This is a genomic window from Caballeronia sp. NCF2 (assembly GCF_023631205.1).
GTDB lineage: Bacteria > Pseudomonadota > Gammaproteobacteria > Burkholderiales > Burkholderiaceae > Caballeronia > Caballeronia zhejiangensis.
Genome location: NZ_JALQDN010000002.1, coordinates 78,748 through 92,261, shown reverse-complemented (window position 1 = coordinate 92,261; position 13,514 = coordinate 78,748). Strand labels below are relative to the sequence as shown.

Annotated in this window: 13 protein-coding genes; 12 read left to right on the top strand and 1 reads right to left on the bottom strand. The window is 64.6% G+C overall.

All coding sequences use genetic code 11. From position 1 onward, the window contains the following. The first annotated feature begins 13 nt into the window (after positions 1–13). The 12 genes from NCS02_RS02615 to NCS02_RS02560 all read left to right on the top strand — a co-directional run bounded on the left by NCS02_RS02615 (position 14) and on the right by NCS02_RS02560 (position 12,411). Complete coding sequence (locus NCS02_RS02615; RefSeq protein WP_008351431.1) at positions 14–1,132, top strand: PhoH family protein; 1,119 nt, start codon at positions 14–16, stop codon at positions 1,130–1,132. After that, positions 1,132–1,593, top strand: coding sequence for an rRNA maturation RNase YbeY (gene ybeY / locus NCS02_RS02610; protein ID WP_008351433.1), 462 nt, complete (start codon positions 1,132–1,134; stop codon positions 1,591–1,593). The genes NCS02_RS02615 and ybeY overlap by 1 nt, the downstream gene beginning before the upstream one ends. A 35-nt stretch (positions 1,594–1,628) precedes the next feature. Then, positions 1,629–2,318, top strand: coding sequence for a gamma-glutamylcyclotransferase (locus NCS02_RS02605; protein ID WP_008351435.1), 690 nt, complete (start codon positions 1,629–1,631; stop codon positions 2,316–2,318). A gap of 201 nt (positions 2,319–2,519) precedes the next feature. Then, positions 2,520–3,425, top strand: coding sequence for a CorC family transporter (locus tag NCS02_RS02600; RefSeq protein ID WP_008351437.1), 906 nt, complete (start codon positions 2,520–2,522; stop codon positions 3,423–3,425). 81 nt (positions 3,426–3,506) lie between these two features. Beyond that, positions 3,507–5,174: an apolipoprotein N-acyltransferase gene (lnt, locus tag NCS02_RS02595; protein ID WP_250481480.1), complete on the top strand. Its 1,668-nt coding sequence runs from the start codon at positions 3,507–3,509 to the stop codon at positions 5,172–5,174. Positions 5,175–5,346: 172 nt separating this feature from the next. Then, on the top strand, positions 5,347–6,375 hold the full coding sequence (gene glyQ, locus NCS02_RS02590) for a glycine--tRNA ligase subunit alpha (protein WP_075583488.1): 1,029 nt from the start codon (positions 5,347–5,349) through the stop codon (positions 6,373–6,375). Between the two features lie 17 nt (positions 6,376–6,392). Further along, complete coding sequence (glyS, locus tag NCS02_RS02585; RefSeq protein ID WP_034470666.1) at positions 6,393–8,492, top strand: glycine--tRNA ligase subunit beta; 2,100 nt, start codon at positions 6,393–6,395, stop codon at positions 8,490–8,492. 12 nt (positions 8,493–8,504) lie between these two features. Further along, entirely contained in the window at positions 8,505–9,077 is a 573-nt protein-coding gene (gmhB, locus tag NCS02_RS02580; protein ID WP_008351447.1) for a D-glycero-beta-D-manno-heptose 1,7-bisphosphate 7-phosphatase, read from the top strand. A 10-nt stretch (positions 9,078–9,087) separates the two neighbouring features. Then, positions 9,088–9,861, top strand: coding sequence for a lysophospholipid acyltransferase family protein (locus tag NCS02_RS02575; RefSeq protein WP_008351449.1), 774 nt, complete (start codon positions 9,088–9,090; stop codon positions 9,859–9,861). An 82-nt stretch (positions 9,862–9,943) separates the two neighbouring features. Then, the gene (locus tag NCS02_RS02570) at positions 9,944–10,870 is read left to right on the top strand and encodes a M48 family metallopeptidase (RefSeq protein ID WP_250433723.1); all 927 of its coding nucleotides are present in this window, start codon (positions 9,944–9,946) and stop codon (positions 10,868–10,870) included. Positions 10,871–10,947: 77 nt separating this feature from the next. Continuing rightward, positions 10,948–11,334, top strand: a complete 387-nt coding sequence (gloA, locus tag NCS02_RS02565) for a lactoylglutathione lyase (RefSeq protein ID WP_008351454.1) — start codon at positions 10,948–10,950, stop codon at positions 11,332–11,334. A 147-nt stretch (positions 11,335–11,481) separates the two neighbouring features. After that, complete coding sequence (locus tag NCS02_RS02560) at positions 11,482–12,411, top strand: DMT family transporter (RefSeq protein ID WP_250481479.1); 930 nt, start codon at positions 11,482–11,484, stop codon at positions 12,409–12,411. A gap of 7 nt (positions 12,412–12,418) precedes the next feature. Here the strand turns inward: NCS02_RS02560 and NCS02_RS02555 are convergent, their stop codons facing one another. Further along, complete coding sequence (locus NCS02_RS02555; RefSeq protein WP_008351458.1) at positions 12,419–13,432, bottom strand: DedA family protein/thiosulfate sulfurtransferase GlpE; 1,014 nt, start codon at positions 13,430–13,432, stop codon at positions 12,419–12,421. Between the last annotated feature and the right edge of the window lie 82 nt (positions 13,433–13,514).

The window sequence follows — 13,514 nt, the reverse complement described above, 5'->3', positions numbered from 1 at the left end:
ACTCAAGTTCACTTTGAAGAACGCTCCCACGCAGCATCTGGAATTCACCGCTCCGCGCGACGACAACGCGCGGCTCGCCAACCTCTGCGGCCCGCTCGACGAAAACCTGCGGCAGATCGAGCAGGCGCTCGATGTGACGCTTTCGCGACGCGGCCACAAGATCGCGATTCGTGGTCGTGGCGCCAAAGTCGCGCTCGCGGCGCTCGAAAACTTCTACAACCGCGCGCGGGATCCGATTTCCGTCGACGACATTCAGCTCGCGCTCGTCGAAGCGCGTCATGCGACGCGTCGCGCGAAGGATGCGCGCGAAGCTAACGGCGAAGAAGGCGAAATCGATCCGCGTTTTCGTGGCGATCCCGATCATCCGTTCGATGAACCGAGCGCGACGATCGATCTCGGCGAAGACGAAGACCACGGTCCGAAGCTCTACACGCGACGCGCCGATCTGCGCGGACGCACGCCCGCGCAGCGCGAGTATCTGAAGCAGATCATCGCGCACGACGTGACCTTCGGCATCGGGCCGGCGGGCACGGGCAAAACGTATCTCGCGGTCGCGTGCGCGGTCGATGCGCTCGAGCGCGATCAGGTCAAGCGCATCGTGCTGACGCGCCCCGCCGTCGAAGCGGGCGAGCGGCTCGGTTTTCTGCCGGGCGATCTCGCGCAGAAGGTCGATCCGTATCTGCGTCCGCTTTACGACGCGCTTTACGATCTGCTCGGCTTCGACAAGACCGCGAAGATGTTCGAGCGCCAGATGATCGAAATCGCGCCGCTCGCGTACATGCGCGGGCGCACGCTGAATCACGCGTTCATCATCCTCGACGAAGCGCAGAACACCACGCCCGAGCAGATGAAGATGTTCCTGACGCGGATCGGCTTCGGCTCGAAGGCGGTCGTCACCGGCGATACGACGCAGGTCGACTTGCCGCGCGGCCACAAGAGCGGCCTGATCGAGGCGCAGCATGTGCTGTCGGAAGTGCGCGGCATCGCGATCACGCATTTCACGTCGGCGGACGTGGTGCGGCATCCGCTCGTCGCGCGCATCGTCGAGGCTTACGACGCGCAATCGCAGAAAGACGCCGCGCTCGCCGAGGCCGCGCGCGCTGCGCAACAGCAAGCGCAGAAGCCCGAATAATGCCGCGCCTCACGTTGACCCTGCAGTTTCCAGCGGCGAAGGCGTATCCGTCGCACAAGGCGATCCTGCCGCGCGCGACGGTCGCGCGCTGGATCAAGGCGTCGCTGTTCGCGGACGCCGAACTGACCGTGCGCTTCGTCGACGAAGAAGAAGGCCGGATGCTCAACCGCACGTATCGGCAGAAGGATTACGCGACGAACGTGCTGACTTTCGCGTATGCAGAATCGGAGGACGATCCGGTCGCGGGCGATCTGATTCTGTGCTGCCCGGTCGTCGAGCGCGAGGCGGCCGAACAGGGCAAGCCGCTCGCCGCGCATTACGCGCATCTGATCGTCCACGGCACGCTCCATGCGCAGGGCTACGACCATGAAGTCGAGAGCGAAGCGCAAGAGATGGAATCCATCGAGACGGATATCATGCAGTCTCTGGGATTTTCCGATCCTTACGTGCCTTCGACCTGAAGCCGGTCCGATGTCCCCGATGTTCCCAACGCGCCGTGAACGACAAGCTGCCCGAACCCACGCATCCCGAGTCACTTCCTGACATCGCGCCCGAGCCGTGCGCCGGCTATCCGCCCGCGCTCGGCGAATCCGCATTGTGGACGGATGCCGAACTTGCGGCATCGCGCGAGGCGGCGTTCGCGCATTGGGACGGCGAGTCGGACGTGTGGCTCTTCGGCTACGGTTCGCTGATCTGGAACCCCGGGCTGCCGACAGTCGAAGCGGTGCGCGGCAAAGTGCATGGCTATCATCGCGGGCTTTATCTGTGGTCGCGCGTGAATCGCGGCACGCCGGAGCAGCCGGGTCTCGTGCTCGCGCTCGATCGCGGCGGCTCGTGCACCGGCATGGCGTTCCGGCTCGCGGGCGTCGGAGCGATCGAGCATCTCGACGTGCTGTGGCGCCGCGAAATGGCGATGGGTTCGTACCGCCCCGCGTGGCTGCCCTGTACGCTCGCGGACGGACGGCGCGTCGATGCGCTCGCGTTCGTCATGCGGCGCGATGCGGCGTCTTATACCGGCAAGCTCGCCGATCCGGTCGTGCGCACGGTGCTCGGCTGCGCGAGCGGCCGATATGGGACGACGCTGGATTACGTCAGCCGGACGGTGGAGGCGCTGCGCGAGAGCGGCATGCCGGATCGGGCGCTGGAGGCGTTGTTGAAGCGTTGCCAGGCGCAGGGCGGACGCTGACGTTGGCGCTTTTTGCCTCCATATGATTTTCGCGCCTGATATCGTCCATTCGGCCAACGCTTTCCGCTGGACATACTTCTCGCACATTTATCGGCTAGCATGGCTGAAGTCATGCGCGCCGCGCCACGCAGCCCGCTTTTTGCCTTGGTGTATGCTTAACTTTCCGCTAACCTGCGCCCGGGAACTCCCGGGCGCTCCGCTATGAACGATCCCTATCCCAGTCGACGCCACACCGACAAACCGCAAGAAAAGCGCTCGCTCCTCGAACGCCTGACCGATTTCATCTCGCACGAGCCGGAATCGCGCGACGAACTTCTCGAAGTGCTTCAGGACGCGCACGAGCGCAACCTGCTCGACGCCGACTCGCTCTCGATGATCGAAGGCGTCTTTCAGGTGTCCGACCTCTGCGCGCGCGACATCATGGTGCCGCGCGCCCAGATGGACGCCATCAACATCGCGGAAACGCCCGCGGAATTCATCCCCTTCGTGCTCGAAAAAGCACACTCGCGCTATCCGGTGTACGAAGGCAATCGCGACAACGTCATCGGCGTGCTGCTCGCGAAAGACCTGCTGCGCTACTACGCCGAAGAAGAATTCGACGTGCGCGGCATGCTGCGTCCCGCCGTCTTCATCCCCGAATCGAAGCGTCTGAACGTACTGCTGCACGACTTTCGCGTGAACCGCAATCACATCGCGATCGTCGTCGATGAATACGGCGGCGTCGCCGGCCTCATCACGATCGAGGACGTGCTCGAACAGATCGTCGGCGACATCGAGGACGAATACGACTTCGACGAGGAAGCCGGCAATATCATCGCGACGCCCGACGGCAAGTATCGCGTGCGCGCGCTCACCGGCATCGAGCAATTCAACGAGGAATTCGGCACCGATTTCTCCGACGAAGAAGTCGATACCATCGGCGGACTCGTCACGCATCGCTTCGGGCGCGTGCCGCATCGCGGCGAAAAAGTACGCATCGACGATTTCGTGTTCGAGATCCTGCGCGGCGACGCCCGCCAGATTCACGTTCTTCTCGTGCGGCGCGTGCCGAATCTCGCGCAGCAACATCACCACGCGGGCGACGACGAAGACGAACTGCGCGACTAAGCGCTTCGCGGGCGCCGCAGCCGAACGGCGCCCGCTGTCAGTCCTACACTCGCTTTTGCCGTTTCATCTCGACCGTCATCAATGGCCGATTCATCGTTTCGCTTTCTCTCCCGTCAACGCGACGTCTCCGTGACACCCGATACGCGTCGCGCATTGCCGTTCTGGCATTACCTCGTCGCCGCCGTGCTCGGCGCGATCAATACGCTCTCCTTCGCGCCGACGCCGCACGGCGGATGGATCGAGCTCGCCGTGTTCGCGTTGTTCTTCGCGTGGCTCTCGCGCGCGAACGGCTGGAAAAGCGCCGCCGCGACCGGCTGGGCATTCGGCTTCGGCAACTTCGTGACGGGCGTGTGGTGGCTCTACATCAGCATGCATGTCTACGGCGGCATGGCCGCGCCGCTCGCCGCCGCCGCCGTCGCACTGTTCTCGCTGTATCTCGCGATCTATCCGGCGTTGTCGAGCGTGGTCTGGTCGTTCGTCGCGGGGCGCGCGCGCTTCGGCGATGAAGACGCCGCCACCGCACGCGACATCGAAGCATCGCCGCGCTATGCGCCGACATGGCACGGCGCGTTCGCGTTCGCGAGCGCCTGGGCGCTCGGCGAATGGCTGCGCGGCCTCGTGTTCACCGGCTTTCCCTGGCTCGCGAGCGGTTATGCGCAAGTCGACGGTCCGCTCAAGGGCTTCGGCGCGATCGTCGGCGTGTACGGCGTCGGCTGGGTGCTCGCGCTCGTCGCCGCGCTGATCGTGCAGGCCGTCTATCACTTGCGCAAGACGCGGCGGCTCGCGTTCGCGCCGGGCGTCGTCGCGGTTGCGCTGATCGTCGCGGGCATGCTGCTGTCGCTCGTCCAATGGACGACGCCCGCCAACGCACCGCTCGACGTGCGTCTCTTGCAAGGCAACGTGAAGCAGGAAATGAAGTTCGAGCAGTCGGGCGTCGATGACTCGCTCGCGCTCTACAAGCGCCTCATCACCGAGAAGCCCGCTGATCTGATCGTCACGCCGGAAACCGCGCTGCCGGTGCTGTCGGTGCAGATTCCGCAGGATTTCGCCGTCGCGATCCGCAATTTCGCCGACGACACGAACTCGTCGATTCTCTTCGGCGCGATCGGCGTCACGATTCTGCCCGATGGCCGCGCAACCGATTTCACCAACAGTCTCTTCGGCGTCACGCCGCATGTGAACGGCGTGTATCGCTACGACAAGCATCATCTCGTGCCCTTCGGCGAATTCGTGCCGCCCGGCTTTCACTGGTTCGTGCGCATGATGGGCATTCCGCTCGGCGATCTCGCGCGCGGGCCGATCGCGCAGAAGGCATTCGTCGTGCACAACCAGCCGGTCGCCGTCGATATCTGCTACGAGGACATCTTCGGCGAAGAGATCGCGCGCACGATCCGCGAGCAGGAAACGCCCGCGGGCATTCTCATCAACTCGACGAATCTCGCGTGGTTCGGTAATACCATCGCGCTCGATCAGCACTTGCAGATCGCACGGATGCGGTCGATGGAAACCGGCCGGCCGATGCTGCGCGCGACCAACACCGGCATGACGGCGGCGATCGCGGCCAACGGCGATGTCATCTCGAAGCTGCCGACGTTCGCCACGGGCGTGCTCGAAGCGCGCGTGCAAGGCACGTCGGGCAGCACGCCGTATGTGACGAGCGGGAACATGACGGTGATCGCGGTATCGCTGATTCTGCTGGCGTTCGCGTTTGCATTCGCGCCGAATCGGAAACGTTCGGGCGAGCGTTGAACATCGGCTGAAACAAAGCCGCGTCGCGCGATGCGACGCGGCCCGCCTTCTCCCAAAAAGCCGCACCCGCCCGTCCGTTCGGCTAAAATTCTCCGTTTAAGTACTTCGGCCGAGCCTCCGAGTCGCGTCGTCACGACGATGGCCGCGCCGCGTTCGCCCGCAAAAGGCAATCATGCTCACTTTCCAGCAAATCATTCTGACGCTGCAGTCCTACTGGAACGAAAAGGGCTGCGCGCTCCTCCAGCCGATCGACATGGAAGTCGGCGCAGGCACCTCGCACGTCCACACGTTCCTGCGCGCGATCGGCCCGGAGCCGTGGCGCGCGGCCTACGTTCAACCGTCGCGCCGCCCGAAGGACGGCCGCTATGGCGAGAATCCCAACCGCCTGCAGCACTACTATCAGTATCAGGTCGTGCTGAAGCCCGCGCCGGAAAACATCCTCGATTTGTACCTCGGCTCGCTCGAAGCGCTCGGCTTCGATCTGAAGCAGAACGACGTGCGCTTCGTCGAGGACGACTGGGAGAACCCGACGCTCGGCGCCTGGGGACTCGGCTGGGAAGTGTGGCTCAACGGCATGGAAGTGACGCAGTTCACGTACTTCCAGCAAGCGGGCGGCATCGACTGCAAGCCCGTGCTCGGCGAAATCACCTACGGTCTCGAACGCCTCGCCATGTACCTGCAGAAGGTCGAGAACGTGTACGACCTCATCTGGACCGAATGGGAAGAAGACGGCCCGAACGGCCGCGAACTGCGCCGCCTCACCTACGGCGACGTGTATCACCAGAACGAGGTCGAGCAGTCCACGTACAACTTCGAGCACGCGAACGTCGATCTGCTGTTCACGTTCTTCAAGAGCTACGAAGAAGAAGCGAAGAAGATGATCGATGCGAAGCTCGCGCTACCCGCGTATGAGCTCGTGCTGAAGGCCGGCCATACGTTCAATCTGCTCGATGCGCGCGGCGCCATTTCCGTGACTGAGCGCGCGGCGTATATCGGCCGCATCCGTGCGTTGTCGCGCCTCGTGGCGCAGGCTTATTACGATTCGCGCGAAGCGCTCGGCTTCCCGATGCTCGGCAATCCGGTCAAGGGCGATCGCGATCTCGTCAGCGACGAGCAGGAAGCGCAGCGTCCGGCATGGGCGCCGCCGCTCAAGGTGGAAAGCACGCCGCCGGGCGAACCCAGCAACAACGAACAGGCTTGACGAGGCTCGCTAGAACAATGACGCAATCCAACCACGCTTCGCTCCTCGTCGAGCTGCTCACCGAAGAACTGCCGCCGAAAGCGCTTGCGCGTCTCGGCACCGCTTTCGCCGATGGCATCGTCGAGCGTCTCGCCGCGCGCGATCTCATCGACGGCGCGCCTTCGTTCGAAAAGTACGCGACGCCGCGCCGCCTCGCCGTGCTCATCCGCAATGTGCGCGATGTCGCGCCGGAAAAGCAGGTGCGCGAGAAAGTCTTGCCGGTAACGGTCGCGCTCGATAAGGAAGGCAACCCCACGCCGCCGCTCGCGAAGAAACTCGCGGCGCTCGGCTTCCCCGACTTTCCCATCGCCGAACTCGAACGCGCGCAGGACGGCAAGGCCGAAGCCTTCTTCCTGCGCTACGCCGCGCCCGGCGCGACGCTCGCCGACGGCCTGCAAGCCGCGCTCGACGAAACCCTCGGCAAGCTGCCCATTCCGAAGGTCATGACGTATCAGCGTCCGGACGGCACCAGCGTGCAGTTCGTGCGTCCGGTGCAGCGCCTGATCGCGATGCACGGCCGCGACGTCGTGCCGGTCAGCGCGCTTGGCGTCGATGCGGGCGATACGACCATCGGGCATCGCTTCATGTCGGAAGGCTTCGTCGCGATCGCTCATGCCGACGACTACGCCGACACCCTGCTCGACAAAGGCCGCGTCGTCGCGAACTTCGACGATCGCCGCGAATCGATCCGCACGCAACTGCAGGCGTTTGCGGGCGAAGATCGCGTCGTGATGCCCGAAGCGCTGCTCGACGAAGTGAACGCGCTCGTCGAATGGCCGGTCGTCTACGAATGCCGCTTCGACGAGGAATTCCTGCAGGTGCCGCAGGAATGTCTGATCCTCACGATGCAGACGAACCAGAAATACTTCGCGCTCACGGACCAGAACGGCAAGCTGCGCTCGCGTTTTCTGATCGTGTCGAATATCGATACGAAGACGCCCGGCGAGATCGTCGAAGGCAACGAGCGCGTCGTGCGCCCGCGCCTCGCCGACGCAAAGTTCTTCTTTACGCAGGACAAGAAGAAGCGCCTCGAAGATCGCGTGCCGCTGCTCGCGAACGTCGTCTATCACAACAAGCTCGGCTCGACGCTGCAGCGCGTCGAGCGTCTCGAAGCGCTCGCGGGCGAAATCGCGCCGATGGTCGGGGTCGATCCCGCGCTGACGCGCCGCGCCGCGCGTCTCGCGAAGGCGGATCTGCTGACCGACATGGTCGGCGAATTCCCCGAGCTGCAAGGCACGATGGGCACGTACTACGCGCGTCACGACGGCGAGCCGGAAGAAGTCGCGCTCGCGTGCTCGGAGCATTATCAGCCGCGCTTCTCGGGCGACGAAACGCCGTCGACGGGCGTCGGTGCCGCGGTCGCGCTCGCGGACAAGCTCGAAACGATCGTCGGCATCTGGGGCATCGGGCTCGCGCCGACGGGCGAGAAAGATCCGTTCGCGCTGCGCCGTCACGCGCTGGGCGTGCTGCGCATCCTGCTCGAAAAGAAGCTGCCGGTCGATCTGCGCGATCTCGTCGGCGCGGCGCAACGTCAGTTCGCGGGCATGCCGCAAGTCGCCGATTCGACCGAAGCGGTCTACGCCTTCTTCCTCGATCGTCTGCGCGGACTGTTGCGCGAGCGCGGCTTCGAAGCGAACGATATCGAAGCGGTCCTGAGCCTGAACCCGACGCGCCTCGACGACATCGTCGCGCGCCTCGACGCCGTGCGCGAATTCGCGGCGCTGCCGGAAGCCGCGGCGCTCGCGGCGGCCAACAAGCGCATCTCGAACATTCTGAAGAAGTCGGAGCAAGGCGCGCCTTCGGTGGTCGACAAGGAACTGCTCGTCGAAGCGGCCGAGAAGGATCTGTACGCGCAGATCGAGCAAGTGACGCCGCGCGTGCAAAGCCAGCTCGCCGCGCGCAACTATACGGAGGCGCTCACCGCGCTCGCCGCGTTGCGCGAATCCGTCGATACGTTCTTCAACGACGTGATGGTGAACGCGGAAGACCCGGCGCTGCGCAACAATCGTCTTGCGCTGCTCAACGCGCTGCATCAGCAGATGAACTGCGTCGCCGACATCTCGAAGCTCGCTGCTTAAGAAACGCCGCCCATGGTCATGAACCGCAAACTGGTCATCCTCGATCGCGACGGCGTCATCAACGTCGATTCGGATGCCTTCATCAAGTCGCCGGACGAATGGGTCGCCATTCCCGGCAGTCTCGAAGCGATCGCGCGGCTGAACCAGTCGGGCTATCGCGTGGCGATCGCGTCGAATCAGTCGGGCATCGGGCGCGGTCTATTCGACATGGCCGCACTCAACGCAATGCATCAGAAGATGAATCGCGCGGTCGCGGCCGTCGGCGGGCGCATCGACGCGGTGTTTTTCTGCCCGCACACGGCCGAAGATCAGTGCGATTGCAGAAAGCCCCGGCCCGGCATGCTGCAACAGATCATCGACCGCTTCGAGATCGATCCGGAAGATACGCCGGTCGTCGGCGATTCTTTGCGCGATCTCCAGGCGGGCGCGGCGCTGGGCTTTCCCACGCATCTCGTGCTGACCGGCAAAGGCGAAAAGACGCTCAAGGAAGGCCAGTTGCCCGAAGGCACCCTCGTTCACAAGGACTTGCGCGCATTCGCGCTCGATTTCCTCGCGCGGCATCAGGATCGCGCCGCGGCTCAGTAACAGATATTCCATGCGCTTCATCCGTTCGTTGCTGTTGATGCTTTACTTCGTCGTGTACACGGTGCCGTACGCGATCGCCTGCTTCATCGCGTTTCCGTTCATGCGCGCAGACAAGCGTTACTGGATGGCCGCCGGCTGGTGCAAGTCGACGATCGTCGTGCTGCGGCATCTGATCGGCATTCGCTACACGATCGAAGGCATGGAGAACCTGCCGAATGGTCCGGCCGTGCTGCTGTCGAAGCATCAGTCCGCATGGGAGACGCTCGCGTTTCCCGCGCTGATGCCGCGGCCGCTCTGCTACGTGTTCAAGCGCGAGCTGCTCTATGTGCCGTTCTTCGGCTGGGCGCTCGGACTCCTGAAGATGGTGCACATCGATCGCAAGCAGGGCCGCGACGCCTTCGTCTCCGTCACCAGGCAAGGCCGCGCGCGCATGGACGAAGGCGCGTGGATCATCATGTTCCCCGAAGGCACGCGCACACGCGTCGGCAGCCAGGGCAAGTACAAGACCGGCGGCGCACGCTTCGCGGTTGCAACCGGCGCGCCGGTCGTGCCCATCGCGCACAACGCCGGTCACGTGTGGCCACGCAATTCGTTCATCAAATATCCGGGTATAGTCACGGTGTCGGTCGGCAAGCCGATCGATACGGCCGGTCTCACGCCCGAGGAAGTGAACGCGCGCGTCGAAAGCTGGATCGAGACGGAAATGCGCCGCATCGATCCGCACGCTTACGCCGTGCCGAACGCGCAGCCGGCCAAAGCCGGCGCTGCGGGCGCGGGCCGCTGACGCGGCGGCGTTCGATTCGAGCCGAGGCGTGCCCTACTCTTTCTTCTCGTCATTCCTGCGCCGTGAGCGCAAAGCGGAGCCGATGCAGAAAGCCCCTTCGCGACAGCGCCCCGCCGTCGCGCTCGATACCCTGCAACTCGATCTGCCGTTCGAGCATGCGCCGGCTTACTCCGGCGCGCCGCCCGCGAACGGACCGGCTCCGCTGCGCGGCGATGTTCCCCCCGCCGATCCCGTTCCCGTCCTCACGCCCGCCGCACCGAACGCGCCCACCGCACCGCTGCCCGATGGCGTGCGCCTGCGTCGCATCGTGCTCAAAGCGGGCGCGCTCGAATACCGGTTGCGTCGTTCGTCGCGGCGCACGATCGGCTTTTGCATCGACGGAACCGGGCTCGCGATCACCGCGCCGCGCTGGGTGACGATCGCCGATATCGAAAGCGCGATTCTCGACAAGCAGAACTGGATCGTCAGGAAGCTCACCGAATGGCAGACGCGCGTGGAGCAGCGCGCGCTGCCGCGCATCGAATGGAAGGACGGCGCGCAGTTTCCGTTTCTCGGCAAGACGATCAGCGTGTCGCTCAACTCTGCGAGCGCGCTTTCGTTCGATGACGAAACCGGCGTGCTCACGCTTCCGCTGCCAGCATCCGCCGACGCGCAGCAGATCAAGGATCGCGTGCAAGGCTGGCTGCAAAGCGAAGCGAAGCGCATCTTCGGTGCGCGGCTCGCGGTCTATGCGGCGAAGCTCGGCGTCGAGTACCGCGCGTATGCGCTGTCGTCGGCGGCGACGCGCTGGGGCAGTTGCTCCAGCGACGGCAAGATTCGCCTCAACTGGCGGCTCATCCATTTTCCGATGTCGATCATCGATTACGTCGTCGCGCACGAGCTCGCGCATCTGCGCGAGATGAATCACAGCCCGCGTTTCTGGCAGACGGTGGAATCGATCTTCCCCGAGTTCCGCGAGGCGCGGCATACGCTCAAGCATCATCCGCCGGACTTGCTGCCGGCACTGTGAGCGCGGTCAGCGCGTAAAAAGCGCCGACGGTACAATTTCATTCCTGTCCCCGCAAACCTACAAACAGGAATCCCACCATGCGACTCCTCCACACGATGCTGCGCGTCGGCGACCTGCAGCGTTCCATCGATTTCTACACGCGCATTCTCGGCATGCATGTGCTGCGTCAAAGCGAAAACACCGAGTACAAGTACACGCTCGCGTTCGTCGGCTACGGCCCGGAAAGCGAGAACAGCGTGCTCGAACTGACCTACAACTGGGGCACCGACAAGTACGATCTCGGCACGGCTTACGGTCATATCGCGCTCGAAGTCGATAACGCCGCCGATGCGTGCGAGCGCATCCGTCAGGCGGGCGGCAAGGTGACGCGCGAAGCCGGTCCGGTGAAGGGCGGCACGACGGTGATCGCGTTCGTCGAAGATCCGGACGGCTACAAGGTCGAACTGATCGAAAAGCATTCCTGAACCGCGCTCAATCCACGCTTTCAAAGCGCGCGCCGCACGCTCGTCGCGGCGCGCAATCTCCACGGGCTCGTCCCGACCTTTCGTTCATCGCAGCGGTTCGCTGGCACAATCGACGCTCCAGATCAGTGCACGCTTAACCGACAGCCGATGAGCTCGCCATCCCTCTCCCTGCGCCGCGCCCCCGACGCCACCGCCGTTATCGTGATGATCGCCCTCTGCGGCGCGTGGGGATTACAGCAAGTCGCGATCAAGGAAGCCAACGCCTCGATTCCGCCGATGCTGCAGGCCGGCATCCGCTCGCTGATCGCCACATTGCTCGTATGGATCTGGACGCGCACGCGCGGCGTGCCGCTCTTTCAGCGCGACGACACGCTGCCCGCCGGACTGCTCGCGGGCGTGCTGTTCGGCGGCGAGTTCGTCTGCATCTTCTTCGGCCTGAGTCTCACGACGGCCACACGCATGGCCGTGTTTCTCTACACCGCGCCCTGTTTCACCGCGCTCGGGCTGCACTGGTTCGTCGCGGGCGAGCGGCTTTCGCGCACGCAGTGGAGCGGCATCGTGCTCGCGTTCTGCGGCATCGCGCTCGCGTTCGCGGACGGCTTTCTGCACGGCAATCCGAATAGCGCATCGACGTTGCAAGGCATCGCTGGCGATGCGCTCGGCATCATGGCCGGCATCTTCTGGGCCGCGACGACGGTCGTCGTGCGCGCGTCCGCGCTCTCCCATGCGAGCGCGAGCAAGACGCTGTTCTATCAGCTGGCGGTATCGGCGGTTCTGCTGCTCGTGCTCGCGGCGGGCATCGGGCAGACGCACGTCGAAGCCGTGTCGCCCATAGCGATCGCGAGTCTCGCGTATCAGGCGATCGTCGTCGCGTTCATCAGCTATCTGACGTGGTTCTGGCTGCTCACGCGCTACATGGCGTCGCGGCTTTCCGTGTTCTCGTTTCTCACGCCGATCTTCGGCGTCACCTTCGGCGTGCTCTTGCTCGGCGAGCATTTCACCGCGCGCTTCATGGTCGCCGCCGCGATGGTCCTCGCGGGCATCGCGCTCGTGAACCGGCCGGCGCGCCGCAGCTAGGGTCGGCTCATTCCGGCGCGGTCGCGCGGATCGTCACCATATCGTGATCGATGTCGTCGTGATCGGCGGGCGCGCGCAAGTGCTCGGGCGGAATCGGCTCGGTCGGATAGCCGTGCTTTTCCCACGCATCGAGCCCGCCCTTCAGCGGCCGCACGTGTCTGAAGCCCTTCGCCCGCAATTGACGCGCGATGGTCTTCGCCGTCGCCTCGTTCGGACACACGCAATACACGACGACCTCGTGCTCCGCATACAACTGATCGACGCGATCCGGCGAATCGAGATCGAGCGCGATCGCGCCCGCGATGCGATACGGCTCGCGACGGCGAATGTCCGCCGGACGCGCGTCGTAGATCACGGGTGGCGTGTCGGAGTGCATCATCGCGTCGAGCTGATCGGGCGTGATGTGATACTTCGCGAGCCACTGACGAAACTGCTCGCGCCGGATCCATCGATACAGCACGAAGCCGAGCGCGATGATCACGAGCACGTCGATCAGCGTCGTGCCGTTCGCGCGCACCAGTTCGATGAGCCGGCCGATCTGCGCCTCGAGCGCCGCGCCGCCGAGCATCCAGAAGCTCGCCCACGCCGTCGCGCCGATCAGATCCCACAACACGAAGACGCGCACTTCGATCTGCGTGGTGCCGAGCAGCGGCGCCGACACGAGCCCGAGCCCCGGCACGAACTTCGACAGCGCGAGCAGCGGCACGCCGAAGCGCTCGAACCATCGGCGCGCGGTGCGCAGCGTGGTATCGATCGACAGTGAGAAGCGCACGAGCGAATTGAGAAAGGTGCGGCCGTAGAGACGGCCCGCGGTGAACCACAAGGAATCGGCGATGAGCACCGCGAGCACTGCGGCCACCAGCATTTGCCAGAACGGCACGTTGCCGGCGGCGACGAGCGTGCCGGCGAGAATGAGCATCGGCGCGGCGGGGACCGGCACGCCGAGCTGCGTCGCGAGGACGCTGACGAACACGGCCCACGCGCCCCAGGACGACGCGAGCGCGGTCGGGACGTGCGGCATTCAAACCTCTCGATGGAGCTTTCGGGAAGACGACGGCCGGCGCATCGATGCCCGGCGCAAAGGGTTACACTGTATCGCGATC

Coding starts and splice junctions, on each gene's coding strand:
- lnt (WP_250481480.1), top strand. CDS start 3,507: ATGGCCGATTCATCGTTTCGCTTTCTCTCCCGTCAACGCGACGTCTCC.
- NCS02_RS02575 (WP_008351449.1), top strand. CDS start 9,088: ATGCGCTTCATCCGTTCGTTGCTGTTGATGCTTTACTTCGTCGTGTAC.
- glyS (WP_034470666.1), top strand. CDS start 6,393: ATGACGCAATCCAACCACGCTTCGCTCCTCGTCGAGCTGCTCACCGAA.
- gloA (WP_008351454.1), top strand. CDS start 10,948: ATGCGACTCCTCCACACGATGCTGCGCGTCGGCGACCTGCAGCGTTCC.
- NCS02_RS02555 (WP_008351458.1), bottom strand. CDS start 13,432: ATGCCGCACGTCCCGACCGCGCTCGCGTCGTCCTGGGGCGCGTGGGCC.
- gmhB (WP_008351447.1), top strand. CDS start 8,505: ATGGTCATGAACCGCAAACTGGTCATCCTCGATCGCGACGGCGTCATC.
- NCS02_RS02560 (WP_250481479.1), top strand. CDS start 11,482: ATGAGCTCGCCATCCCTCTCCCTGCGCCGCGCCCCCGACGCCACCGCC.
- glyQ (WP_075583488.1), top strand. CDS start 5,347: ATGCTCACTTTCCAGCAAATCATTCTGACGCTGCAGTCCTACTGGAAC.
- NCS02_RS02600 (WP_008351437.1), top strand. CDS start 2,520: ATGAACGATCCCTATCCCAGTCGACGCCACACCGACAAACCGCAAGAA.
- NCS02_RS02570 (WP_250433723.1), top strand. CDS start 9,944: ATGCAGAAAGCCCCTTCGCGACAGCGCCCCGCCGTCGCGCTCGATACC.
- ybeY (WP_008351433.1), top strand. CDS start 1,132: ATGCCGCGCCTCACGTTGACCCTGCAGTTTCCAGCGGCGAAGGCGTAT.